Raw genomic sequence first — 24,652 nt, forward strand, 5'->3', positions numbered from 1 at the left:
AAATTCTTATATCAGAGAGATATAAGTATCACTGGCTAAGATTGAAAGTCATCAATCACAGAAAGACCGTCGGGGGGTACTTCAGCCATTGTCATTAATATCGAAGCCGCATCAGATAGAGCGACAGTATTTCCCAAAAGCCTCTGCGGCTCTAACCTGCCATCCGTGATCATCTCAAGCATGTCAGGATATTTGTGTGCCTGCATTCCATGACTACCCAGCAAATCAAGCTCACGGCCAATGACCAGATTCATCGGGATTTTCATATCTTTATAACTATCAACCGCCAACCCAATCTGGATATGCCTGCCACGTTTCCTAAGGCACGCAATCGAATTGTATGCTGTTATCGGGGACCCAAGGGCATCAACGGAAACATGTGCTCCACCATCGGTTATGTCCATAATAGCTTCAACTACGCTTTCGACTGCGCTCGCATCAATGCAGATATCCGCACCGATATCCTCTGCTTTTTGAAGCGCAGACCTTTTCACATCAACAGCAACCGTCTGCGCACCTAATGCCTTGGCAATCATAATGGCGGATAACCCTATGCCGCCAGCCCCGTGGACCACCACCCATTCCTCAGAAACTACCGCAGCCCGGGCCGTCATCGCCCGAAAACTGGTCATAAACCGGCACCCCAAGCTCGCGGCAGTCACCGGCGAAATGGCGTCCGGCAATCGAACCAGATTAACATCGGCATAATCGATGGCACAATATTCAGCAAAGGCCCCATAGGCGGTGAAACCAGGCTGAAAATCATTATCGCAGATATGTTGATTATCGGACTTACAGCTTGTGCATCGACCACATCCGCCAGAAAAAGGAACGATAACCCGATCACCAACGGACCAGTGTTTAACGCCTTTGCCTACCTCTACTATTTCACCGCAGCATTCATGCCCCGGCACGTTCGGAAGGTTAATCGCGGGGTCATGCCCCATCCAGCCATGCCAATCACTTCGGCAAATTCCGTTTGCCAAGGTTTTAATGACAACACCGTCCTGACTGGAGCCTGGGTCCTTGATATTTTCTATTGTTATCTCACCGCCAAATTCACGGTAAATCGCCGCCCGCATGCATACCCTCCCTTAAGGTGTTTGTATGCCAACCATTTTCTAGATTAGGCCTGATTTGTCACATCACGAATTCGCCAATTGACTTCATAATGTGCAATCTCCTACATCAGACTATATATCTTCAATAATCGGAGCGCGCATATGTCTGTCACAACACCTTTCGCAGCAGCTGTTGTACAAGCATCACCTGTTATTTTTGACCTTGATCGGTCGATCGAAAAATTTGCTGACTTAGCAAGTGATGCACAAGCGCAAGGCTCCAAGCTGACAGTATTTCCAGAAGCGTTCTTATCCGCCTATCCAAAGGACAGTGATTTTGGCACACGCTTTGGCTATCGCACCGAAGAAGGCCGCAATGAATTCAAACGGTACTATGAAAGTGCAATTGAAATTGGTAGCCCTGAAATGGAACGCCTGTCAAAATCGATCAAAAAAATTGGCACTCAAATCGTTTTAGGCGTTATCGAACGCGACGGCGGTACTTTATACTGCTCAGTCTTTTTCTTTAATAAAAATGGTGATTTTCTTGGTAAACACAGAAAACTCATGCCTACAGCCTTGGAGCGTTTAACATGGGGACAGGGCGATGGTTCGACCCTACCCGTTCTTGATACGCCAGAAGGCAAAGTGGGCGGTGTGATTTGCTGGGAAAACTATATGCCGCTTCTTCGAACCACTATGTACGCAAAAGGTATCGAACTTTACTGCGCACCTACAGTTGATGACCGCGACACATGGCAATCCACCATGCGTCACATTTCCTGCGAGGGCCGTTGTTTTGTATTATCCGCATGTCAGTACATGACGGTGAACGACCTGCCTGAAGGGTATAATAGCGGGCCTATGGTTGCAGGCGGCGGACCATTGATAAGAGGCGGAAGCACAATTATTGCCCCTAGGGGGGAAGTATTAGCGGATGCCGTATACGGCAGAGAATGTATTTTAACGGCAGAAATTGACCTGAACGAAATCCCCCGGGGTAAGTATGATTTTGATGCCGTCGGTCACTATGGCCGCCCTGACATATTTACGCTAACCGTTGATGAGCGCTCAAAAAAGAACGTCCACCTGATCAAGGACAGCGAATAAAACGTAAGTCATGTTCAAAGTCTTCGCTTGGGCCCACAATAATATAATGATCCAGATAATAACTTCATATTGAAGATTGTTGGGAATACTCTATAGAATCTTTCCAACACTCAATTCAGGGACAAGTTATTGGCTCAACCAGATATAACCTCTAAGGCTAGTTCAAGCGTAGAAGCAGCATCCCTTATGGTACTCGCAGGGATTTGCTTTGCAGGTGTTAACACACTTACCCAGTATGTAACAATGCGGTTAGGCCTTGCTTCAACCACTGTAGCCTTCTGGCAATATTTTGCAGCGTTATTATTTGGTGTTCCCTGGTTAGTTAAAAACGGGCTCACTCACCTCAGAACCGCAAACCTTAAACTTCACCTTCTCAGGGTTGCACTTGCAAGTGTCGGGGTTCAATTCTGGATTGCTGGGCTCGCGAGCGTCCCCATATGGCAAGCAATTGCCCTTGTGATGACCTCACCCTTTTTTGTTACACTTGGCGCATCACTGTTTCTCGGTGAGAAAATCGGTGCCCACAGGTGGCTTGCAACTCTCTTGGGCTTTACCGGAGGGATGATTATTCTAGCACCCTGGTCTGATGCCTTTTCCCTGGATGCGGTTTTACCAGTTGTCGCAGCCGTTTTATGGGCAGGTGTGTCCTTAATTACAAAGCGATTAACAGTTAGTGAAACACCAGAAAGTATTACCATTTACCTATTGCTATTGCTTACTCCCATCAACGCTGCCCTAGCGTTTGGCGATGGTGGTTTTCTTATCACGGATGAACTTGCCATCATGATGATTGGTATCCTCGGTATCCTCACCATGCTTGCGCAGTTTTTTATCGCTAAAGCCTATGACCGAGCAGACGCATCTTATATCCAGCCTTTTGATCATTTGAAATTACCGCTAAATATTCTTGCTGGCTGGCTCGTGTTTGGCTTTTTGCCAACAGGGAACCTTTGGATAGGTGCCGTTATGATTGTCGCTGCATCACTATATATCGTTCACCGCGAAAGCGTATCAGGCAAAGCACGCAATTAATCCCTTTATGCGAAATCAGGTTCTGTGTTTATGGCTGCTTAAAATGTATTAGCTTTTGCAGCACCAAATGCTTTAGTGGTGATCGCGTGATAAACAACAATATAAGTATATAAATACCACCGGCCGCCCCTGCCCCAAGGAATGCCCAGACTAGATCAACATCAAGCTTCTCAATGAAGAAGCGACTAGCTAGAAGGCCAAAGACTAACAAGACGACAAGGCATAGCGGCCTGCCTATGGTTTTCAGGAAATCGTGGAATTGAAAGTCAATAATCCGGGATAGAATCCACTGACTGAAAATCATGTATAAAACCGCAGGCACGATCAGGGCAATCGCGACACTTTCAATATCATGTCTCGCGGCGACGAACACAGCAGCCAATCGTGTCATAAAAACAAATAGATCTAAGAGGAAAAACGCCTTTGTTTTTCCAAGCGCAACACCCAGTTCTTTTGCGATTGAGAAAGGAGCGGCAAAGATAATTGATACGGCGAGGATCCGGGCAATTGATCCAGCCTGTACCCATTGATCGCCAAACAATATTTGAACCGCATAATCACCAAATATCGCAAGCCATATCAATAATGGCCACAATAAATCCAGTACACACCGAAGGCGGTAAAAATAGGCCTGTTTCAGATCACGACCGTCACGTTTTTCCTGCGCGAAACTAGAGAATAAAACCTGACCGATTGCCGGATAAATCTGTTCCCACACCAAACGTGTAACGGTCGCGGCACGATCGTACATTCCGGCAATCGAGAAGCCCTGGAATTTGCCGACTATCAAATCAACCATCGCAGTGTTCAATTGATATACAACATTAGAACCGGTCACCCATCCACCAAAAGCAAGCAGCGCTCGCGCACGGATAAGGCCGAGCCCATAATCCTTTATGGCGAAATGCCGAACACCACATGTAAGAGTGGATACAAAGCTGAAGGCAATAGTGCCATAGGCAAGCGCCATTGCACCATATCCTATATAGGCAAGATAAACTGACACTGCCGAAGAAATACAAGCCGCAACCAATTCTGCGAACGCCATCCAACCAAAATCATGAGCTCTGGCTGCTTTGGATTGCACCATAATTGTAAATGGAAAAATAAGGAAATTTACCGCTAGTATTTTCAGCATGTCTCCCATTTGGGGTGTTTCATACCAATTTGATAGATATGATGCCCCAAAGTTAGTGAGCACATATAAAATCAAACCCATTATGGATACTAATGTAAATGCGGTTCGCGTAACGGTTTTATCCAGTACATCAATTTGGATCATGTAAGCGCCGACACCAAGACCACGAAACCCATTCATCATCAACATAACCGCATAAGATACGGCGAACAGACCAATTTCAGCCGGACTCAGGATACGAGCAACAATAATCGCACTTATCAACTGGATAGCAGATTGAAAAACCCTACCCGTTAACAAACGCGATATAGAGACCGAAACTCTTGGGACAGAAACGATTGTATATCACCCTATTCAGAATGTGGACACCCACACTAGCAAGTAATGTTGCTACACCAAACCTACATTAATTCGTATTTTATAGCGTAAAAGGGTCTTTATAAAAATAAAAAGGACATGCCTCCCCCATCTGAGACACGTCCTGATTATAACATGCGAATCACGCATTCGTGATATCAATCTAGCTGATTGCTAAAATTTTTCTAGAGAAAAATCGTCGCAGCCTTAAGAGAAAGCACCTATCCAAGCGCTCCAATTGGGTTTTCCAGACTTTCAGGCGGTGTTGTGAACCAGGCTGGACCCTCTTTGGTCATATATATACAATCCTCAAAGCGTACTCCAAATTCACCAAAAATATAAATGCCTGGCTCATTAGAGAAGCACATTCCGGGCGCCAATTTAGTTTCTTCACCGTGGACAAAATTCACACTTTCATGCCCGTCCATACCAATTCCATGGCCTGTTCGATGGCTAAGGCCTGGTGTTTTGTAACCTGGCCCATAGCCAAGGCTTTCATAATAACGGCGCACAGCATCATCAACCTGGCCAGCTGGTGTACCTAACTGAGCGGCTTCAAAGGCAATTTCCTGACCACGTTTTACAGTATTCCAGACCTCTCGTTGGCGCTTATTTGGTTCACCGAAAACAAATGTTCTTGAAATATCAGATTGATATCCATGGACCGAACATCCACAGTCCATCAGAACGATTTGTCCTTCTTCAACCGTTTGCGGCTGACTTGTGCCATGCGGATATGCACTCGCTTCACCCATCAAAATCAATGCCCAAGCATTTTGGCCACCAAGAGCGCGTTGGGATGCACCCATCAATGCACGTACATCAGCTGGTGTCATTCCCTTATCCAACTGACTATAGACATGCGCATAGGCTCCTAACGTAACTTCATTAGCCTTTTTCATAAGTTGCAGTTCATGCTCGGATTTAAACATTCTGCATCCAAGCGTTATCGGCAATGCGGACACTATCTCGTAATCCGAGGATGCAGTTTTAAGGCCCTCAACAACAAAATACCTTACTGTATCCTCAAACCCAATTTTTCCGGCTTTGATGCCTCTGTCTTTAAGGATACCAACAACACGCTCAAACGGGCTTTCGTGCTCGTGCCATGTACGAACATCATCGCCAAAAGTCATACTTTCACGCACACTTGGTTCTTCAAAGAACGGTGTGACAACGGCAAGATCACCTTCGCGTGGAATGACAATGGCTGTTAAGCGTTCGCTTCTACGCCACCGGATACCAGTAAAATACAGCATCGCTGAACCTGGTTCCAAAACGATAGCGTCTATGCCTTTCTCTGCCATCAATGTTTGCGCTTTGCGCACACGATCAACACGTTCTTGAACAGTGATTGGTGATACACTACCCGTGATATCTTCCAGTTTACTTTTCTGCACGCTTGTTGCGTTACGCGTTAACGGTGATGCTGCCAGCGATGCGCCCGCAGCGCCAATTGCTCCGGCAGCACCTGTTAGCTTCAAGAAATTTCGTTTACTAATAGACATATTTTTTCCCCTACCCTCTTCTGCTTTTTCAGCTAATACGCATTGCGTTATCGTGTACGGCCCTGTTTACTGCTCAGGTGTTTTATAGGTTTCGCCTTCTTTCATGACAAAGGCTACATTCTCAAGAATGCTGACATCGTCCAAAGGGTTTCCACGAACAGCGATAATATCCGCCATATATCCTTCCTCTAAAAGGCCAAGATCACCCTCTCGTCCGAGAAGCGTAGCAGAATTAATTGTCGCTGCCTGCAATGCCTGAAGCGGCGTCATGCCATACCTGACCATACGGGATAATTGCTTGGCATTATCACCATGCGGATAAATGGCAGCATCACTACCAAACACCATTTTGGCTCCAGCTTTCACAGCGCGACTAAAGCTATCTCTCTGGCGTTTTGAAACCTGGCGTTCCTTATTCAGGTTTTCTTCTGGAACACCATTTTTTTCACCAAATGTAAGCGTGTATTCAGTGTTATAAATATCCATCGACAGATAGGTACCATATTCCTTGGCAAGTTCGATTGCCTCAGCGTCCAGAAAACTTGCGTGCTCCACGGAGTCTACACCACCAATAATGGCTGCTTTGATACCCTCGGTTCCATGAGCGTGCGCTGCAACCGTCAACCCGCGCCTGTGGGCTTCATCGACAGCCGCTTTGATTTCATCAACCGTATATTGCTGAATACCGACCTTGGTTCCCTTGGAAAACACACCGCCTGTTGCGCACAATTTAATCGCGTTAGCACCGTATTTGATGTTTTCTCTTACTTTGGCGCGAACGGCGGCAACACCATCGGCAACCCCTTCGGATTTCACCTTCAATTCCGGTGCTAGAAAGTTATTATCACAGTGTCCGCCAGTAATGCCCAAAGATGGCCCAGCAGCATAAATACGAGGGCCAACGATATCGCCGTCATTAATGCCATCACGGACACCAATCACACTATAACCAGGTGCTCCCACATTTCTGACTGTTGTGTAACCCGCCATCAATGTTGTCTTGGCGTTCTTAACAGCAACAACAGTTTGACGCGGAAGAGAATACCCCATTTCAACAAAAAACGGGGTGGTTGCATCACCCGTTAGATGAACATGCATGTCCATCAGGCCCGGCATGATAGTATGGCCTGTTAAATCTACCTCATCCATTCCTTGAGGCTTAGGTAGGTTTTTTTGAGTGCCAATGCGAACAATTTTTCCATTACTAATAATTAAAGCAGGGCTGGAAACTATCTTACCCGTTTTAATATCAACCATTGCATCAGCCGTAAGATATTGATCAGTCGCTTCAATATGCGCGGATACCGCAAGTGCCATAATAGAGCCGATAATAGTGGTAGTTCGCATTTTTATGATTTCCTTACTCTTCGCTTGTTATTTGCAAAACAAGCTAGGTGTTATCAAAAGCCTTGTCCAGCGCTAGTGCCCAATCACCTCAAAAGATTTATCAGGGATCGAAACCAACACAGGTCTGATAGTTTGCAGTGATAATTACCACACAAAGCCGGGGTTTCTTCAAACCAAATAACCTGCTAGTGAGCGAATAGCCTTGCCAATTAGCAAAAATCGGCATACGAGCCATTAGGTTTCTTTTTCTAAGTCTAACATAAAATTCAAGAGTTCCTCATGTTGAAGGATAGCACCCCGCTCGCCCCCTCGTGGTTTAAAGAGCGGTTAAAACGTCATCTCAGTGAACTCGGCCGCCTAGCGCTGCCGGTCGTTTTAACGCGTGTGGGTGTTCTGGGTTTGGGAATGGTCGATACGGCCATGGTTGGTCACTATGCCACGAACCATTTGGCTTGGTTAAATCTTGCCAATCAATCGGTCGTCATGTTTGCGCTTGTTGTCGGCATTGGTTTGATGATGGGTATTCTCATCATGACTGCAAGCGCTTTTGGTGAAGAAAACTATGAAGAGTGTGGCCAGGTATGGCGCCGAACACTTCCTTTCACGCTATTGGTCGGCCTGAGTGTTCTAATCATTTCATGGCCCGCTGAGTTTTGGTTATCGCTGCTCGGTCAAAGTGATGAGCCTGCAAAAGAAGCCGGGAAATTGATCCAAATCCTAGCCATCGGCTTGCCTGCTAATCTTCTGTTCGTAAATTGCTCTATGTTTCTGGAAGGTATTAAACGCGCAGAAATTGGCTTTTACCTTATGTTTGCCGCTAACATTGTGAATGTTGGTTTGAACTACATACTGATATATGGATTTGCGGGCATACCGGAAATGGGTGCAACCGGATCGGCATGGGCTTCAACTGGCGTAAGACTATTTCTGGCTGCTGCTGCGATAGCATTTATTTGGTACGCACCAAGCATTCAGAAGTTTGGTGTTCGTAACCCAGTAAAAAGCAAATGGCGGGAATGGAAAGACCAGCGCCATATCGGATATGCATCCGCTGTATCACTTGCCGCAGAAGTCATTGCTTTCTCAGCAATTGCAGTTTTTGCGGGATGGCTTGGAACCATTCCTCTCGCCGCGCACGGCGTTATGTATCAGGTGCTTGGCCTACCAATTATGATTGCGGTAGGCATTGGCATCGCAACAAGTGTGCGCGTGGGTATAGCTTTCTCGCGTAAAGACGCCGCAGATACCATGCTGGCAGGGTTATCAGGTTTTATTTTAAATTTAGTTGTCGTGACGGGTCTCGCTATTGTCATCCTGCTTCAACCGGAAGCACTCATAAAGATTTTTACCTCTGACAGCGAAATAGTGACGCTGTTGATACCCATAACGTTTATTTTCACGGTTGGAATGATCTTTGATGGTTCACAGATGGTGTCTGCTGGCATGTTAAGAGGCCTCAAGGAAACTTGGTGGCCTACTTATCTACAAACCCTGTCTTTTGTAGGGGTTATGTTACCTGCGTCTTATATCCTTGCTTTTTCATTGGATCGAGGGTTTTTAGGCTTAATGGAAGGTACCTTTATTGGGGTATTTGTTTCCTGGGTTTTACTAAGCGTTCGCTTTGTATGGCTCATGAAATCTGGCCGCATCTAAGCACAAGAAACTTTTTCATCTGCCATATCAAATAAAAACCTATCGTTTTATTTGCCATATTTTTACCATTTTAAAGCTATTTTATTGCCTGATGCGTTCCATTAATTATAATGATTGTTCAACACATTCAGGTACTTTATGCGGTCGATAATTCGTAATTTTCATTTCAGCCCCTTTAGAATCTTGGCCTTAAAGCGTGCCATCTTCCTTTGGATGAATGCATTCTTTTTTACACTTGTAATTAACTTCAATGCGAATGCCCAAGGAACAGGCATCTTTGACCGTTTCTCAGACGCTCTTGAAACGGTTCAGGATGGCCTTGAGCTAATTTTACCCGATGACGTCGACATGAAAAATGATGTCCGAGTGCAAATAGGCTTGGGTAATGGATTTGTTCCGGATTATTCCGGGTCAAACAATTATCGTTACAGATTCCTGCCGATGGTGAATATTCGTTATAAAGACCTGTGGCATTTGAATAATGGTCGATTAAACATACCCCTGTATCATAAGGGCAATTTTGAAGTAGGCCCTTTGGTAAATCTTTTATTTGGCCGGCAAGAAAACCGGAATGCCGCCCTAGCAGGACTAGGCGATATAAACACAACAATCGAAATCGGCACCTATGTTCGGTACCGCACCAAGGCAACGCTTATTGAAGCGAACTTCCGACAAGCGCTAGGCGCAGGACAAGGGCGATCTCTACGGATAACCGCTGGCCAGGGCATATATAAAAATGGCGATTTTTCTTTGGCGCTCGCTGGTCGTGCCAGGTGGCAATCACGAGAAGCTACCCAGACCAACTACGGGATAACAGCCGAACAAGCAGAAAATTCCAGTTTTGGCCTCACTGAGTTCCAAACCACCGCTGGTTTTTCAGAAATCAATGGCAATCTTATCGGGTCTTATGAACTTACGGAACAAACCCGGTTGCTGGGGTTGCTTTCATACGGAAGGTTGCTCGGCGATGCAGCAAATTCCCCGTTAGTCTCTGGGAATAACGGGGATGGAATTGGTTCATCGAACCAGTTTATTGGTGGAATTGCAATATCATACCGCTTTCAGTAATTATACTGGCATTAAATCCAGCTGATAATCTCATCAAGTGGCTTTTTACTTAGTTTTGGCACCTTCACTTCATCCGCTGGATAACCAGCAACGATAAGCATAATCGGTTTTTCATTTTTGGGGCGTCCGCAAATCTCACTGAGGAAATTCATCGGCGACGGTGTGTGAGTAAGTGTCGCCAAGCCTGCATAATGGAGTGCAGAGATCAAGAAGCCACACGCAATACCGGCACTTTCATGAACATAATAGTTTGCAACACGCCCGCCCGTTTCAGGATCAATCCCATAATTTTCACGGAATACAGCGATTAACCAAGGGGCGGTTTCAAGAAAAGGTTTGTTGGCATCTGTTTCGAACACTTCGAGGTCTTTAAGCCACTCTTCACCAGCGCGTCCTCCATAAAATTCACGCTCTTCCTCTTCTGCAGCCTCGCGTAATTTTGCCTTCACATCAGCGGAAGAAATAACAGCAAAATGCCATGGTTGCTTATTAGCACCATTGGGTGCACGGCCAGCCGCCGCGATAGCATTTTCAATAACCTCACGCGGGACCGGTTTTTCTGCAAAGTCACGAATCGTTCTGCGCGTCTTAATCATGTCAAAAAAATCTTTCGATCTTTCAATCATTTCCTCATGATCCCGGTTTACAAAACCTTCGAGCGGAACAAAATTCGATTTGGTCATTATGACAACCTCGGCTAAGACTAATAGGTGGCTTTCTAAATATGATAGCGAGACAAAAACCTTGTGTAGAAATACAGTCAGTTTTCCGACCTACCCCATCATTCGAATGGTCACTTTTATATGCCTAATTCTGTTTGTGCAAGTCGCGGCGTTCGGCCAAGCTATCCTATTACCCAAGGATGATGTTTTACCCAGACTGGAACAACTCAAGCAAACAGGCAATCTGGCATTTTATGTCAACGGGCCCTTTACATATGGGTTATCAGATACCGAAGCAGATCAATATTATGAATTAGGACGCACCAGCCAGATTATTCTTTCTGCTGTGACCTTACGCCTGATCGATCAAGGCAAATTGTCACTTGATGATCCAGCACCCGTTTTAATTCCAGATATTCTTGAAGAAATCCCGTTTCGTAAAGTTATCACGATCAAAGATTTGCTTTCAAACACAGCGGGCTTTGCGGTACCACCGTGGCATGCATACTTGGATTATTCCATCGCAGAATCACCCAATATTATCGTTAATGATTTCAAGCCTTATATCATTCAAGTTCGCGGGGCAGCACAGATACCCCATGACGACCCTGTTGGCTGGGCTGTTTTGGCTCAGGTCCTATCAACGGTATCAGCAAAGCCAATCAATCAGGTGGTCACGGAAGAATTTTTAACACCTCTTGGGCTAAGAAATACCGATATCGCATGGGATCAGGGCTCGGGTATATTTTCACCTGTTATTAACGTTAAAGGATCAGGAAGATTAATTGCAGAAATTGGGCGCCTATTGATTAGAAATCGTTCCCTTAATGCTCGGTACCTATCGCCAGAAACCTATGAGTTACTAACGGATACTCCAAGCTGGAAGCTGCATCCCTTAGCGCCTAAAAGAGTATTATCGCTTGAAAAATCATATGTTAATGGGGTTCCTCAGTTAGAGACTCTTACCAGTGCTATCCAGATAGTGGCATTTCCAGATCAGGGGGCCGCATTCATCTTCGAACCCTCACCGAAAATAGATACCGATACATTCGTTGATACTTTGGCAAAAGAGTATTTTCCTCAAGGGTCTGGCAACCCTGAAATACAATTGGCAGATAAGCTCCGTGAACCGAAATTCCTAAACGGTGTTTATGTCAAAGAACAATATCCCAACGCTTCTCTAAAATTGCGATTGCAAAATATCGAGAACTCAACAGTCAAAATAAACCGTCTTCCCAACGGGGACTTATCCCTTACAGGCGACTTTGATAATCTAGACAACAGTGTTGCTTTTGCTGAGCAAAACATCCTGTTTTTCAAAAAAGTCGCGCCCTATTATTATGTAAATCATAAAGATCAAAATGACTCTTTGGTTTTTTCACCAGCGCGCGCAGGCGGTTATTTTCAGTATAAAAACCAAACATACAGGCATGTTGGCCTATTGGGTGACAAAAGCCTGGTGATAGACCCAGCGATCTGGTTAATCGCTCTCCTCTTATCGGCAATCGTCTACTATCCAAAGATTGTATTTCAAAAACAGCCTCTTGCGATTCAGATTCGTCGTATGGGATTGTTTAGTTTCCTCGGCGCGGCCTTAATCGCTATCAGTATAAGCTGTGAAATATTTCTTTGGTCAGAAATGCTATATGTCTCAGACAAACCGATATATATTTTTCTCTGGCGGTTATTGTTAAATATCGGCCTCATGGCAATCCTAACAATTCCAATGTTTACGCTTTCTATCACCAAACGGAAATTGATCCCCTCCGGGCTTATTGGTCTTGCGATGAATATGCATATTATCTTCCTGACAGCGGCATCGCTGCTTTTGTTTTTTATTACGATTGCATGGGGAGTAGCTGGTGAATTTTGGGCCTATTAATTCTTCCGGCTTTCATGTAACACCAATAGAACATATAAAGAACACTGAGAAGCTATATGGGTGACAAAAATTTTCAACTCGACAAACCAGCAATTCAAAATGCTTTAACCACGCTTGCAAAAACTGACGGCCATGTCAAAGCGGCGATCGACCTTGTTGGATATCCTGATGAGCGCAAACGGCCGCATGGGTTTGCAACCCTCCTTCGGGTTATCGTTGGGCAGCAACTATCAGTTAAAGCAGCGGCATCGATTGCCGAACATGTCGAAGCGCTGATGGATAATAAACCCAAACCCGAATTACTAATGACTTTTGATGACGAAACCTTAAGGGGTGCCGGATTATCCCGCCAAAAAATTGGATATGTTCGCAGCCTATGCGAAGCTGTGACAAACGGACCACTTGATATTATGGCCTTGCCTGATATGTCAGATGAGGAAGCAATGAAGGCCATTACATCTGTGAAAGGATTAGGCCGCTGGAGCGCAGAAATGTATATGATGTTCTCTTTAGGGAGAACCGATGTATGGCCAGTTGGTGATTTGGCAGTCCGCGCAGGCATCGGGCGCATCATAGAATTGACCGAACGCCCTAATGAGAAAGAACTTGATGTAATTGGAGAGCGCTGGCGACCTTACAGAAGTTCTATGGCATTGCTTGCATGGCACTATTATTCAAATGCACCGATGTAAATAAATAGCAATATGTATCAAAAAAGGTAACAACACCCATGGCTGAGTTTAAAAAACTGGACGAAAACTTCACCGTCTCCACCCAAATGACCAAAGCTGATTTTGCGGAAGCTGCGCAAATGGGGGTTAAAACCATTATATGTAACCGCGTTGAAGGTGAAGAAGCAGGACAACCCTTAAATATAACCATGATGTCCAACGCCGCTGAGCATGATATGGACTTTGCCGCTCTTCCTGTTGGCGGCACTTTTCCAATAGAGGAAGCCGGTGAGTTGGCAAAACTGTTACGCGAAACATCTGACCCAATTCATGGATATTGCAAATCAGGCACACGTTCCGCCATGTTATGGGGGCTTGCGGTTGCCCTTAATCGCTCAAAAACACCCAACGAAATTATGGCAATTACAAGTGCAGCTGGTTTCGACCTATCGAATATCGAACCAGCATTTCATCAGTTCTACGAGTCAGCACAGCGCAAGCAATAAAAACAACCAAACGTTCGGTTATATATCAATCCGTTTTATCAAATGCCATCAGGAGGAATGTATATTCCTCCGCAACTTCGTGAATGCGCTCAAAACGGCCTGATTTCCCGCCATGGCCTGCTTCCATGTTTATTTTCATAACTAGAAGATTGTCATCCGATTTTACAGCACGCATTTTTGCTGTCCATTTTGCGGGTTCCCAATAAGTCACGCGTGGGTCATTAATCCCACCGGTAACCATCATTGGTGGATACTCTTTTGCTACAATATTAGTGTATGGACAATATGACCGTATATGATCATATGCAGCCTCACTTTCAATCGGATTTCCCCACTCGGGCCACTCGATTGGCGTGAGCGGAAGATCTTTATCAAGCATAGTATTCAGAACATCAACAAAAGGGACATGCAGAACAGCAGCCTTAAAAAGCTCTGGTGCCTGATTTAGAACGGCCCCCATCAACTCACCACCTGCACTACCACCGGAAATACTGATACCCCCTTTTTCAGCATATCCAGATTCCGTTAGATAGCGTGCAACGTCAACAAAGTCGTTGAATGTATTTTCACGGCGATCCAGTTTACCAGCTTGATACCAAGTGTACCCCAATTCATCGCCGCCACGAATATGTGCAATAGCGTAAGCAAATTCACGGTCCAGCAAACTTAATCTGGTACTTGAGAATGAGGGCGACATGCCAAGACCGTATGCCCCGTATCCATAAAGATGGAGCGGCGCACCAGAATTTTTCTTCCAATCCTTGTGATAAACAACACTAACCGGAACCTTAACACCGTCACGCGCTTCCACCATCAGTCGCTCGGTTTGATACAAACTTTTATCATATCCTGATGGTATTTCCTGTTCTTTACGAATAACAAGCTCACGTGCCGCCAGATCAAAATCAAAAACTGTTGGCGGTGTTATCATGCTGGAATACCCAAACCGTAAATGGGTTTGAGAATATTCGGGGTTATTTCCGATGGATGCCTCATAAGCGGCTTCTGGCATATCAATATGAAATGCCTCACCGTCTTTGGGCTGAATTAAGATTTGATCTAGGCCATCAATACGTTCTTGGACGACCCTAAAGGTTTCAAACAATTGGAACCCACGGATATAGCGATTTGCAGAGCCTTCATGAACACAGGTCCAGTTCTTCGCATCTTCCCCTAACTTCGCCTGATACAAAGAGAAATTCACCTGATCTTTGTTAGAGCGCACAATAAATCCGTCAATACCATGATCCAGATAGTAATCATGATCGGTTTGACGGCCCACAAAAACTTGTGTCTTTAATCCCGTATCATGAAGCGATAAAACATGGCTTTCCGCCGTTACATGGTCAGCAGATCGAATAACCAGATACTGCTTGGAACTTGTTTCAGATATATGGACAAAGAAGCTTGTATCTTGTTCTTCATAGACATCGGATGTCATACCGCCCAATTTATGATGAAGTACAAGATAGGGCCGCCATTCTTCAGACACCTTAACACAGAAAAAGCTTTTACTATTCTGCGACCAAACAATTTCCCCGGAACTTTCAGGTATCTGATCGTTTAATGTTTCACCTGTGGTTAGATTACGAACAAAGATTGTAAATCGCTCTGAACCATTTGTGTCGGCGCTAAATGCCATCAAATGCCCATCAGGACTAATCGCCATATCCCCAAGCTTGAAAAAGTCTTTGTCTGCCGCTTCTGAAGCCTCATCGAGTATAACATCCCAATCACCGCCCGGAAATTCCCCGCCAAATGCATCGATCGTTCGCGGGCGCCGATACCATGTTCGATACTGCGCCCCCTTCTTAAAAGCCCAGCGATATTCATAATCACCGTCCTGCCAGGGAACACCGTCCTCATCTTCCTTGATCCGGCCCTTCACCTCTTCAAACAACTGACTGGTCAGGCCTGATTTCTCACTCATTACGGAAGTGTAATATTTATTTTCTTCGCGAAGGTAAGACAGTATTTCTTCGTCTGTAACATTTGGATACCCTTGGTCCTTGAGCCAGAAATAATCATCTTCATGGGTTTTACCATGATGGGTCTGTGTGTACGGGTTACGCTTTGCGATAGGTGCTGCAATATTTGTGGGTGCTGTCAGGCGAAATGCATTGGTATTAGACATTAAAGGATATCCATTTAAACAAGTATATAGATGAGGAATAACGCGCTAAAACCATTGCTGTAAAGTCGAAACCATCTATAAACAATCTGAAAAGCATTTTCCAAGGACCAAACTATGACAACCAAACCTGAGCGACTTAAAGCCTTAAGAGAAGAGTTAAATCGACAACAGTTAGATGGCTTTATCATACCGCTGACCGACGAACATATGAGCGAATATGTAGGCGCATATGCCCATCGCCTTGCGTGGGTTACGGGATTTGAAGGCTCCGCCGGTAATGCTGCTATTTTGTTGGATAAAGCTGCCTTATTTGTTGACGGGCGCTATACCCTCCAAGCCAAAGACCAAATTGATCCAAATCTTATTGAAGATCATCATTTCGAAACATACCCCCTTCTTGATTGGGTTTTGGACCATGCACCAGAAGGCGCTCGTATTGGCTATGATGCCGAACTTGCCACTGTTGGCTGGCAGCAAACAGCTACCCAAAAATTTGCTAAGAAAAACATCAACCTTATCTCCGTCGAGACGAACCCCGTAGATCAGGTTTGGAACGATCAACCATCAGCACCACTTGATATGGTCATCCCACATGCAGACAAGTATGCTGGCCAGTCGGCCGCGGACAAAAGAAGTGAAATCGCTTCGCATTTAAGGGAAAAAGGCGCTGATGCAGCCATTATCACCATGCTCGATAGTGTCGCATGGGCCTTCAATATTCGCGGTAGCGATGTAGATAACACCCCTGTTCCTCATGCTTTCGCAGTGCTTAAAAATAATGAAAGCGCTGTTCTTTTTGTCAACGATCAGAAGGTTGATGAAAACCTTCGCGTGCATTTGGGTAATTCTGTTGAAATCAAACCAAGGGATGCCTTCTATCAATATCTCTCAGAATTTGGTGCAGCAGGTAAAACCGCTCTTGTAGACCCAATGAGCAATAATGCCAAAGTGTTCGAAGCTCTTGAAAGTGCCGGCGCCCGCCTTATTGAAAGTGCCGACCCTTGTATCATCCGAAAGGCTGTTAAAAACACCACTGAACAGCAGGGCTCGCGGGATGCACACGTTCGCGACGGGGCAGCCATTTGTGATTTCCTGCACTGGCTTTCTGTTGAAGGGCCGAAAGGCAATGTTGATGAATTAAAAGCGATTGATCACTTATGGAACTGCCGTAGCCGCTTTAGCGACCTGCTTCGCAGCTCCAGCTTCGATACGATTTCTGGCTCAGGACCAAACGGTGCAATCGTACATTACCGAGCTAGTGAAGCAACAAACCGTAAGCTCGAAATAGATAATATTTTCCTGATCGATAGCGGCGGTCAATACCTGGATGGCACTACAGATATTACCCGCACGGTTATCATTGGCACACCAACCAATGAAATGAAGGATCGATTTACCCGGGTTCTTAAAGGCCATATAGCTCTTTCAACAACAAAATTCGCTCATGGCACCTCGGGCCACGCGTTGGACAGTATCGCGCGGCACCCGCTGTGGCAGGTTGGTCTTGATTATGATCACGGAACGGGCCACGGAGTCGGGTCTTTCCTCGCCGTTCACGAAGGGCCACAACGTATCGCAAAATTTGGTAGTCCAGTTCCGCTGGAGCCGGGCATGATTTTATCAAACGAACCTGGTTATTATAAAGCAGGAGAATATGGCATCCGGATTGAAAACCTGGTGTTAGTTCGCCAAGTTGACGAAGAAACTGAATATACTATGCATGAGTTTGAAAACCTGACTTGGGCACCTATCGATAGAAACTTAATCGACACGACGATTATGACAGCCCCCGAGCGCGAATGGTTAAACACATATCATCAAAAAACTTACGACAAACTTAAGGACATAGTGCTTCCTGAAACACTGGAATGGCTCAAGTACGCTACCGCACCAATCTGATATACGAACACAAGAGATCAGGGCTATTTGGGCTCCACACAACGAGAGAAAACATATGGCAATTAAATACGCAGTTTTGCATGAAGTGAACGGGCATGAAGTTTTTTATAATTTCGCACCTGCGGGTGAAAGTTATCAGGAACATACAACAGCTGATAAAGCCCTTGCTGAAGGTATTGAGGATAAACTTTCCCGCAACAAAGACATTGCTTGGGCTGGTATTATCGAAGTGGTAGATGGCTAATGCAATTTCCTGCATTCCTCCACAGCCCTAAAACAACTCTATGGGCATTTATAACAACTGTTATAATCTCGATCAGTTTCGTGCTTGTCATGGGCTATTGGGATTTTGTTGTCATCGATGAAATCATAGATATCGAACAGCTTCGCCATCATATATCCGAGCTAACAAGCACGCAGAGATCTGTTCATACATGGGCAACGCTTACACTTGATGTCCTTTACCCTTTTGCGTACGCATCGCTTTTCATCAGTCTGGCTTTGCGAGCATTTAAGGATTGGGGGAAGTATTTCGCTTTACCGAGCCTGATTTGTATTCCCACAGATCTTACTGAAGGGATTATTCAGGTACTGCTTCTGAATGATATCGCAAATCTCTATGCCTTAAAGGTCAACGTTACAGCTCTTAAATTCACCCTATTTGGTGTTGGTTTTTTAGTCGCTATTATTGCTTTGGTTAAACTCTGTGTGGAGCACATAAAGAAAAAGGCTGCGCGGGATTAACCGGACAGCCTTCATACATTTTATATTTCGATTTATTCAGCAGCTTCGAGTTTGTCCTGCGTTCTCAGTTCAAAATCGCTTGCATCATGGCGCTCGCGGAGTTGCTCATTAAGCTCACCCCAAGCACGGTTTACCATCTTACCGCGCTGAATGGCCGGACGTTCGCCGATTTCCTTTTCCCAGCGATTGACATGCTCATATTCATGCGTGCTTAAAAACTCAGCAGCCTCATATATGCGATTGGCTACAAGTGCGCCGTACCAAGGCCAAATCGCCATGTCTGCAATTGTATATTCGTCGCCGGACATATAACGATTATTGGCGAGATGACGATCCAAAACATCAAGCTGGCGCTTTACTTCCATCGCAAATCGATCAATACAATACTCGATCTTAAACGGTGCGTAAGAATAGAAATGGCCAAAACCGCCACCAAGATATGGTGCGCTACCCATCTGCCAGAAAAGCCAGTTCATACATTCTGTTCGTGCAGCAGGGTCTTTTGGTAAAAACTCACCGAACTTCTCAGCCAGATATAAAAGGATAGAACCAGACTCGAAAACACGCTGAGGTGTGTCACCGCTGCGGTCCATCAAGGCAGGGATTTTTGAATTTGGGTTAATATCGACAAATCCACTACCAAACTGGTCGCCGTCACCAATGTTAATCAGATACGCATCATACTCTGCGCCTGCGTGACCAAGCTCAAGTAATTCCTCAAGCATAACTGTAACCTTAACACCGTTCGGTGTTGCAAGCGAATATAGCTGCAAAGGGTGTTTTCCAACTGGTAGCTCTTTTTCACTGGTTGCACCAGCGATTGGACGATTAATTTTAGCCCAATTGCCACCATTTTCCGAATTCCATTTCCAGACTTTGGGTGGGGTGTATTCAGTATCTGTCATGATATTTTCCCTCAAGCAATTCTATGACTAATGTGTGTAAAATTATCTATGCATATTCAGTTATATTACAACCACCATCGAACATGATCGCGTGATTGTGAGCATATTACTACGCATTGATAATTTCATAACTTGTCGTGATTTTAGCAAGCGCCCCCAATTGCACCGAGGCGGAACAATATTTCTCCTGCGATAATTCAATCGCACGCTCAACATGATGGTCCGCAACATCCGTACCCTTAATGACGAAATGGGCATGGATTTTTGTGAAATATCTTGGATGATCATCAGCACGTTCACCCTCTAATTCAACCCATGCATCGACAACATTCTGTCGGGCCTTCTTTAGGATCAGCATTACATCAATGCTGGCGCAGCCCCCCATACCCAGCAGAAGCATTTCCATTGGGCGAATTCCATGGTCCCGCCCGCCATCAGCTGAGCCTGAGTCCATCACAACAGCATGACCAGATGGCGATTCGCCGATAAAAGTCATATCTCCTGCCCATTTTACCCTTGCTTTACGTGTCATTGTTGAATGCTCCTTATTAAATGGCATGTAGCTTTATTCGATTACATGCAGATTATTTCGATTAGTAAAGTCTCTCTTGCGCCTTATCGCAGATTAATAACCTTTTATCGCATCTCTATTTTCAATTCGGAAGCCTGCAAGTAGCGTTAACTTAATGATAAAAACCCTGCCCGAGTTACGACAATCAGAACATATAATTTCCCCCTCCTAAGCGTGATTATAAAGCGCTTAGGCAGCCATGCTCATTATTTTCTATACCTTTAATGAGAGGGGGAAGTCTATTTCGCTCTCACCTTCATGCCATTGGGGGAACTTTGGCATTATGCTTTTAAAACGAGGGCTATCCAAAAAATCAGCTAGCCACCTTTGAACATTCGTGTATTTGCTTGATGGGAACCAACTTTGACTGGCATTTACAAACTGCCTGATAAAAGGCGCGATCGCGGCGTCAGCAAAACTGAAAGTAGAGCCACATAAGTAAGGCCTATCGGTCAGTCTGGCGTCTAAAGTTTCTAAAAACTTCTCAGCTTCCATGCGGTGGGCCATTGGATCCGCATTTTCATACCGCGTATGATATTTATAGCGATCCAAATGGTATTTGAAATCGCCGTCGCACCGATCAACAAGCGAGTTCATTTCTTCACTGGAAGTGCCCGTTGGGGTCAACCAACAATCGGGGTCAGACTGACTGAGCGCCCAATTCATGATATCGCGGCTCTCGTCAATCACGGTTCCATCATCAAGCATCAGAACCGGTACAGTTCCCTTGGGCGATATTTCAAGCATATGGGCTGGCTTGTCTCTAAGCACAACTTCACGCAACTTTACATTTTGACCACTCGCGACAACCGCAAGTCTGGCCCGCATTGCATAGGGGCAACGTCGGAAACTATATAAAATTGGCGCATTGTCTGTCATTACTAGGCCGTACCCTCGTTTACGTCTCTGAGCGGAAACTGAATACCACGGTGAAGCTCCCCGCGTTTACGAGCAAGCTCCATCTGTTTTTGACGTTCTGCAAACCGTTCTTTCTGATCATCCGTTAATTCGTCATGACAAAATGGGCACGTTACACCAGCAACATAATACTCAGATTGTTTATCTTCATCACTGATTGGGCGACGACATCCGTGACACATATCGTATGGGCCTTCCTTCAGGCCGTGTCCCACAGAAACACGGTCATCAAAAACAAAGCATTCGCCGTCCCACATGCTCTCACCCTCTGGGATTTCTTCCAGATATTTCAAAATACCACCTTCAAGGTGATAAACCTCTTCGTAACCTTGTTCTTTCATATAGGCCGTTGATTTTTCGCAGCGAATCCCCCCCGTACAGAACATGGCAACCTTTGGCTTGTTTAATAGCTCTTTGTTATCCTCTGCCCATTTTGGAAATTCGCGAAACGATTTTGTTTTCGGATCAACTGCCCCTTTGAAAGTTCCAATTGCAACCTCATAATCATTGCGGGTGTCAACCAATACAACATCAGGATCACTAATGAGCGCATTCCATTCCTGTGGTTTGACGTAGGTTCCAACGATCTTTTTAGGGTCGATGCCCTGTACACCCATGGTAACAATTTCTTTTTTCAGTCGAACTTTCATGCGCGGAAATGGTGCCTCAGACGCCCATGATTCTTTATGAACCAAATCCCGAAATTCTTCCATGCTCCGCAGAAAATCCAAAAACCTGCGCATACCTTTTTCAGGGCCAGCAACAGTGCCATTTATGCCCTCGCTTGCCAGAAGAATGGTTCCTTTAATATCTTCTTCAATGCATTTCTCCTGAATCGGTTTTTGAAAACCTTCAAACTCAGGAAGTGAAACAAATTTATATAAAGCAGCGACAAGATAGTTCGACATTTGGAAGTCCGTCTTATTTAAAGTTTCGGTATATTTTTCGGGCCTTATACAGGGCTCTCAAACAAATGTAAAACCTACTCCTTAGTATATACAGCAACCGCGACAATTTGGATCTGAAACTGCGAATTGATAGCAAAGATAATTCAAAAAAACGCCTGATATTAATAAGGACTAGCAGAAACCCATAAGTATTTTTGATAAAAATCAAACCAACTTAAATGAAACTATAAATGGAGACATGCGATGAAAGGCGACAAAGAAGTTATTCGTCATTTAAACGTGATTCTTAAGAATGAGCTAACAGCGATCAATCAATATTTCCTTCATTCCAGAATGCTCAAAGACTGGGGCATGGAGAAACTGGGTGCGAAAGAATATGAAGAATCTATCGACGAGATGAAACACGCCGATAGCTTGATCGAACGAATTTTATTCCTGGAAGGATTACCTAACCTTCAAGATCTTGGTAAATTACGCATAGGCGAGAATGTCGAAGAAATCTTACGATGCGATCTTGATATCGAGCACATTGCTCATCAAGACCTTAAAGATGCTATCGCTTACTGCGAAAATATTCAGGATTATGTTTCACGTGATCTTCTCCGTGATATTTTATCATCCGAGGAAGAACATATCGATTTCCTTGAAACGCAGATTTCACTACTCGAAAAAATGGGTATCCAAAACTACGTCCAACTGCAGAGCCCATCTGCAGAGTAAACAAACAACTATATTGTATGATGATAAGAGCTATTCAGCAGCCAACAAGGTTACGTTGGGTAGCTCTTGACTAACAACTTCTTCAGCGCAGTCCTTGCAAGTACCACAGCAGAAACCAGAACCAAGTGCAGCATACGCATCAGTAGCACAAGAAACACCACCGCGCTTAACGACGCTGCGAATGTCTTTATCTGTGTATCCGTTACACATACATACGTACATGAATACTGCTCCGTTAATATTGCGAACCGTTCGCAATATTAATAGCAAAACATAAATATATGTCAAGCACAAGCCACAAAGCGCTCATGGCTTTACTTAGATCTTTGATTTCATTGAAAGATTTGAGTGCTAGAATTCTCGGATCAGAAAATTTCTAGACGAATCACCTCATTTTCTACTCAGCGGGCACACCGTAAGCTGCGATTGAACTTGCACGGCACTGCAAAATTTCCGCAACCTGATCATGATCAAGCGGTTTATCAACATCAATAGCAGCCTCAGCGAACGGCAATCGAACCACAGTAGTATCCACGCCCAGGACTTCAGAAGCACGTTCAAAGGCCTGGTCAACGGTGAAGCGCTTCATCAGCAACCCGAATAGATTTTTATATCCAAATGCCTTGAATAACTTCCAAGGTTTCTTGCGCTGCTGTTCAATATGCTCCCAAAAATCAATGGCATTTTTTGCAGCATCAGAAACGAACGCAAATAAATTCGCACCAGACAATTCAGCATCACGAAAAGCGAGGTAGGTACGAGACGACTCTGGATAACTGGCTTCCAATTCCGTGCGTGTCACCATTCCCACAGAAACGCCTTTGCTAGCCTTAGCATCGGTACAAAAGTGATCCACCATCTCTTTTGTCAGCAAAGGATGATCTGCTGTTGTCACCAAATACGGCCAGTTTTCGCCGCTTGCCTGTATCGCTGCTATTACGCTTGCGCTTATTGATTTACCACAGGACACAATTTGCATGTCTGTACCGCCGGGCAATTCTTCAAATTCAGGGCATGTATCAAGTAAGGTGGTTTCGCATTCAAATACTACGATGATTTTTTTGATAAAATCAGAACTATCAAGCGTTGAAACCACATGACAAATCATAGGCTGACCAACCATGGGAACCAATGCTTTGTATTTCTCGCCGAAAGCTTGCGCCACCGGGTCGCAGCCCGGACGACAGCCCGCCAATACGATTGCGGTGAAATCAGCATTAGCCTTTGGGTTATTCTGATTTTTTGAAATCATCCCACCATCAAAACGAAGAGCTTCCCCCGTCTCTTCAATACTCACATTACTCAAACGTCGTCCCCTTAAGAGTTACTTACTGAAATTCATTTCAGTGCTCTTCAGTACTAAGATGTTCAATCCATAAACACTTAGCAAATTCTGTTCAACCAACCTGCGAAAACATCCGCCGATCAATACACCCCCAATAAACACGCTACAATCCGTTTAGTTTAATCATCCCTCCCGAAAAAATGATTACTAAACGTCGTGCTTGAATTTTCAGTGTGCACTCGAAAACAGAAAAATACCACGAGAAAATACACAACAATTGATCTTAATGCTTTGTCGCCACGGAAATCCATACTCTTCGCTTGAATGAAATGAAGTATAATACGTAGTCTACAGAAGCTAAAAGTACTTTTAAAACAGTAACTAATCAAAAATACACTCAAAACACAATAACCATAATTTCTACAGTTTTCTGTTAGATTCTTTGTAATTTCAGACGTATGTTACTAGAGAAATTTCGACTGAAAATTTAACGTTATCGGCGTGGAGATAGGCTACCGGATAAAATGTGCGTGATTCCAATCATACCAAGAAGCAGATCCCGCCTGCACCTTT

The 24,652-nt window shown here is 44.7% G+C and carries 23 protein-coding genes; 11 read left to right on the top strand and 12 right to left on the bottom strand.

The genetic code is table 11. The annotated features are described in order from the left end of the window. Positions 1 to 35 precede the first annotated feature (35 nt). Positions 36 to 1,082 (bottom strand): zinc-dependent alcohol dehydrogenase family protein, encoded by a 1,047-nt coding sequence (locus KFF44_RS15845; protein WP_255936019.1) that lies wholly within the window; start codon positions 1,080 to 1,082, stop codon positions 36 to 38. A 141-nt stretch (positions 1,083 to 1,223) separates the two neighbouring features. Between KFF44_RS15845 and KFF44_RS15850 the strand changes: the two genes are divergently transcribed. Beyond that, entirely contained in the window at positions 1,224 to 2,171 is a 948-nt protein-coding gene (locus tag KFF44_RS15850) for a carbon-nitrogen hydrolase family protein (protein WP_255936020.1), read from the top strand. A gap of 129 nt (positions 2,172 to 2,300) precedes the next feature. Beyond that, positions 2,301 to 3,203: a DMT family transporter gene (locus KFF44_RS15855; RefSeq protein WP_255936021.1), complete on the top strand. Its 903-nt coding sequence runs from the start codon at positions 2,301 to 2,303 to the stop codon at positions 3,201 to 3,203. 28 nt (positions 3,204 to 3,231) lie between these two features. On the opposite strand, the gene KFF44_RS15860 is transcribed toward KFF44_RS15855, so the two are convergent. The 3 genes from KFF44_RS15860 to KFF44_RS15870 form a co-directional block, all read right to left on the bottom strand. Continuing rightward, the gene (locus KFF44_RS15860; RefSeq protein WP_255936022.1) at positions 3,232 to 4,641 is read right to left on the bottom strand and encodes an oligosaccharide flippase family protein; all 1,410 of its coding nucleotides are present in this window, start codon (positions 4,639 to 4,641) and stop codon (positions 3,232 to 3,234) included. Between the two features lie 278 nt (positions 4,642 to 4,919). Beyond that, complete coding sequence (locus tag KFF44_RS15865) at positions 4,920 to 6,206, bottom strand: Xaa-Pro peptidase family protein (protein WP_255936023.1); 1,287 nt, start codon at positions 6,204 to 6,206, stop codon at positions 4,920 to 4,922. Positions 6,207 to 6,272: 66 nt separating this feature from the next. Next, positions 6,273 to 7,553 (bottom strand): amidohydrolase family protein, encoded by a 1,281-nt coding sequence (locus tag KFF44_RS15870; protein WP_255936024.1) that lies wholly within the window; start codon positions 7,551 to 7,553, stop codon positions 6,273 to 6,275. Positions 7,554 to 7,832: 279 nt separating this feature from the next. Between KFF44_RS15870 and KFF44_RS15875 the strand changes: the two genes are divergently transcribed. Both KFF44_RS15875 and KFF44_RS15880 read left to right on the top strand, forming a co-directional pair. After that, complete coding sequence (locus KFF44_RS15875) at positions 7,833 to 9,206, top strand: MATE family efflux transporter (protein WP_255936025.1); 1,374 nt, start codon at positions 7,833 to 7,835, stop codon at positions 9,204 to 9,206. A 138-nt stretch (positions 9,207 to 9,344) separates the two neighbouring features. Continuing rightward, positions 9,345 to 10,274, top strand: a complete 930-nt coding sequence (locus KFF44_RS15880) for a MipA/OmpV family protein (protein ID WP_255936026.1) — start codon at positions 9,345 to 9,347, stop codon at positions 10,272 to 10,274. An 11-nt stretch (positions 10,275 to 10,285) separates the two neighbouring features. Here the strand turns inward: KFF44_RS15880 and KFF44_RS15885 are convergent, their stop codons facing one another. Next, positions 10,286 to 10,957, bottom strand: a complete 672-nt coding sequence (locus KFF44_RS15885) for a nitroreductase family protein (RefSeq protein ID WP_255936027.1) — start codon at positions 10,955 to 10,957, stop codon at positions 10,286 to 10,288. Between the two features lie 61 nt (positions 10,958 to 11,018). On the opposite strand from KFF44_RS15885, the gene KFF44_RS15890 reads away from it, so the two are divergent. Genes KFF44_RS15890 through KFF44_RS15900 form a run of 3 tightly spaced genes read left to right on the top strand, consistent with a single transcriptional unit; the run spans position 11,019 to position 13,995 of the window. Beyond that, the gene (locus KFF44_RS15890; protein ID WP_255936028.1) at positions 11,019 to 12,818 is read left to right on the top strand and encodes a serine hydrolase; all 1,800 of its coding nucleotides are present in this window, start codon (positions 11,019 to 11,021) and stop codon (positions 12,816 to 12,818) included. A gap of 56 nt (positions 12,819 to 12,874) precedes the next feature. Continuing rightward, entirely contained in the window at positions 12,875 to 13,510 is a 636-nt protein-coding gene (locus KFF44_RS15895) for a DNA-3-methyladenine glycosylase (protein ID WP_255936029.1), read from the top strand. A 38-nt stretch (positions 13,511 to 13,548) separates the two neighbouring features. Beyond that, positions 13,549 to 13,995 (top strand): TIGR01244 family sulfur transferase, encoded by a 447-nt coding sequence (locus KFF44_RS15900; protein ID WP_255936030.1) that lies wholly within the window; start codon positions 13,549 to 13,551, stop codon positions 13,993 to 13,995. A gap of 25 nt (positions 13,996 to 14,020) precedes the next feature. Here KFF44_RS15900 and KFF44_RS15905 read toward each other — a convergent pair whose 3' ends face one another. Continuing rightward, positions 14,021 to 16,129: a S9 family peptidase gene (locus KFF44_RS15905; RefSeq protein WP_255936031.1), complete on the bottom strand. Its 2,109-nt coding sequence runs from the start codon at positions 16,127 to 16,129 to the stop codon at positions 14,021 to 14,023. A 114-nt stretch (positions 16,130 to 16,243) separates the two neighbouring features. Between KFF44_RS15905 and KFF44_RS15910 the strand changes: the two genes are divergently transcribed. From KFF44_RS15910 to KFF44_RS15920, 3 genes are read left to right on the top strand one after another with little or no spacing between them, the layout of a single operon-like run. Continuing rightward, on the top strand, positions 16,244 to 18,028 hold the full coding sequence (locus KFF44_RS15910; RefSeq protein WP_255936032.1) for an aminopeptidase P family protein: 1,785 nt from the start codon (positions 16,244 to 16,246) through the stop codon (positions 18,026 to 18,028). Between the two features lie 55 nt (positions 18,029 to 18,083). Continuing rightward, complete coding sequence (locus KFF44_RS15915) at positions 18,084 to 18,272, top strand: hypothetical protein (RefSeq protein WP_255936033.1); 189 nt, start codon at positions 18,084 to 18,086, stop codon at positions 18,270 to 18,272. Then, on the top strand, positions 18,272 to 18,772 hold the full coding sequence (locus KFF44_RS15920) for a hypothetical protein (RefSeq protein WP_255936034.1): 501 nt from the start codon (positions 18,272 to 18,274) through the stop codon (positions 18,770 to 18,772). The genes KFF44_RS15915 and KFF44_RS15920 overlap by 1 nt, the downstream gene beginning before the upstream one ends. Positions 18,773 to 18,804: 32 nt before the next feature. Here KFF44_RS15920 and yghU read toward each other — a convergent pair whose 3' ends face one another. The 4 genes from yghU to KFF44_RS15940 all read right to left on the bottom strand — a co-directional run bounded on the left by yghU (position 18,805) and on the right by KFF44_RS15940 (position 22,074). Continuing rightward, positions 18,805 to 19,677: a glutathione-dependent disulfide-bond oxidoreductase gene (gene yghU / locus KFF44_RS15925; protein WP_255936035.1), complete on the bottom strand. Its 873-nt coding sequence runs from the start codon at positions 19,675 to 19,677 to the stop codon at positions 18,805 to 18,807. A 109-nt stretch (positions 19,678 to 19,786) separates the two neighbouring features. Then, positions 19,787 to 20,209, bottom strand: coding sequence for an OsmC family protein (locus tag KFF44_RS15930; RefSeq protein ID WP_255936036.1), 423 nt, complete (start codon positions 20,207 to 20,209; stop codon positions 19,787 to 19,789). Between the two features lie 252 nt (positions 20,210 to 20,461). After that, positions 20,462 to 21,127, bottom strand: coding sequence for a glutathione S-transferase (locus KFF44_RS15935; RefSeq protein WP_255936037.1), 666 nt, complete (start codon positions 21,125 to 21,127; stop codon positions 20,462 to 20,464). A 2-nt stretch (positions 21,128 to 21,129) separates the two neighbouring features. After that, a complete protein-coding gene (locus tag KFF44_RS15940; RefSeq protein ID WP_255936038.1) occupies positions 21,130 to 22,074 on the bottom strand; it encodes a rhodanese-related sulfurtransferase in 945 nt (314 codons plus the stop codon). 243 nt (positions 22,075 to 22,317) lie between these two features. Here KFF44_RS15940 and bfr point away from each other — a divergent pair, with 243 nt between their 5' ends. After that, positions 22,318 to 22,794 carry a bacterioferritin gene (gene bfr / locus KFF44_RS15945; RefSeq protein WP_255936039.1) on the top strand — a complete coding sequence of 159 codons (477 nt, stop codon included), beginning with the start codon at positions 22,318 to 22,320 and terminating at the stop codon, positions 22,792 to 22,794. Between the two features lie 30 nt (positions 22,795 to 22,824). Here bfr and KFF44_RS15950 read toward each other — a convergent pair whose 3' ends face one another. Both KFF44_RS15950 and KFF44_RS15955 read right to left on the bottom strand, forming a co-directional pair. After that, a complete protein-coding gene (locus KFF44_RS15950; protein ID WP_255936040.1) occupies positions 22,825 to 23,016 on the bottom strand; it encodes a bacterioferritin-associated ferredoxin in 192 nt (63 codons plus the stop codon). 175 nt (positions 23,017 to 23,191) lie between these two features. After that, positions 23,192 to 24,091: a nucleotidyltransferase family protein gene (locus KFF44_RS15955; RefSeq protein WP_255938852.1), complete on the bottom strand. Its 900-nt coding sequence runs from the start codon at positions 24,089 to 24,091 to the stop codon at positions 23,192 to 23,194. Positions 24,092 to 24,652 lie beyond the last annotated feature (561 nt).

Source organism: Kordiimonas sp. SCSIO 12610 (assembly GCF_024398015.1).
Lineage (GTDB): Bacteria > Pseudomonadota > Alphaproteobacteria > Sphingomonadales > Kordiimonadaceae > CANLMI01.

Excerpts from the sequence above, each read along its gene's own strand:
- KFF44_RS15845 (WP_255936019.1), bottom strand. The coding sequence starts at position 1,082 with ATGCGGGCGGCGATTTACCGTGAATTTGGCGGTGAGATAACAATAGAA.
- KFF44_RS15850 (WP_255936020.1), top strand. The coding sequence starts at position 1,224 with ATGTCTGTCACAACACCTTTCGCAGCAGCTGTTGTACAAGCATCACCT.
- KFF44_RS15865 (WP_255936023.1), bottom strand. The coding sequence starts at position 6,206 with ATGTCTATTAGTAAACGAAATTTCTTGAAGCTAACAGGTGCTGCCGGA.
- KFF44_RS15870 (WP_255936024.1), bottom strand. The coding sequence starts at position 7,553 with ATGCGAACTACCACTATTATCGGCTCTATTATGGCACTTGCGGTATCC.
- KFF44_RS15875 (WP_255936025.1), top strand. The coding sequence starts at position 7,833 with ATGTTGAAGGATAGCACCCCGCTCGCCCCCTCGTGGTTTAAAGAGCGG.
- KFF44_RS15880 (WP_255936026.1), top strand. The coding sequence starts at position 9,345 with ATGCGGTCGATAATTCGTAATTTTCATTTCAGCCCCTTTAGAATCTTG.
- KFF44_RS15885 (WP_255936027.1), bottom strand. The coding sequence starts at position 10,957 with ATGACCAAATCGAATTTTGTTCCGCTCGAAGGTTTTGTAAACCGGGAT.
- KFF44_RS15895 (WP_255936029.1), top strand. The coding sequence starts at position 12,875 with ATGGGTGACAAAAATTTTCAACTCGACAAACCAGCAATTCAAAATGCT.
- KFF44_RS15900 (WP_255936030.1), top strand. The coding sequence starts at position 13,549 with ATGGCTGAGTTTAAAAAACTGGACGAAAACTTCACCGTCTCCACCCAA.
- KFF44_RS15905 (WP_255936031.1), bottom strand. The coding sequence starts at position 16,129 with ATGTCTAATACCAATGCATTTCGCCTGACAGCACCCACAAATATTGCA.
- KFF44_RS15910 (WP_255936032.1), top strand. The coding sequence starts at position 16,244 with ATGACAACCAAACCTGAGCGACTTAAAGCCTTAAGAGAAGAGTTAAAT.
- KFF44_RS15915 (WP_255936033.1), top strand. The coding sequence starts at position 18,084 with ATGGCAATTAAATACGCAGTTTTGCATGAAGTGAACGGGCATGAAGTT.
- KFF44_RS15920 (WP_255936034.1), top strand. The coding sequence starts at position 18,272 with ATGCAATTTCCTGCATTCCTCCACAGCCCTAAAACAACTCTATGGGCA.
- yghU (WP_255936035.1), bottom strand. The coding sequence starts at position 19,677 with ATGACAGATACTGAATACACCCCACCCAAAGTCTGGAAATGGAATTCG.
- KFF44_RS15930 (WP_255936036.1), bottom strand. The coding sequence starts at position 20,209 with ATGACACGTAAAGCAAGGGTAAAATGGGCAGGAGATATGACTTTTATC.
- KFF44_RS15935 (WP_255936037.1), bottom strand. The coding sequence starts at position 21,127 with ATGACAGACAATGCGCCAATTTTATATAGTTTCCGACGTTGCCCCTAT.
- KFF44_RS15940 (WP_255936038.1), bottom strand. The coding sequence starts at position 22,074 with ATGTCGAACTATCTTGTCGCTGCTTTATATAAATTTGTTTCACTTCCT.
- bfr (WP_255936039.1), top strand. The coding sequence starts at position 22,318 with ATGAAAGGCGACAAAGAAGTTATTCGTCATTTAAACGTGATTCTTAAG.
- KFF44_RS15950 (WP_255936040.1), bottom strand. The coding sequence starts at position 23,016 with ATGTACGTATGTATGTGTAACGGATACACAGATAAAGACATTCGCAGC.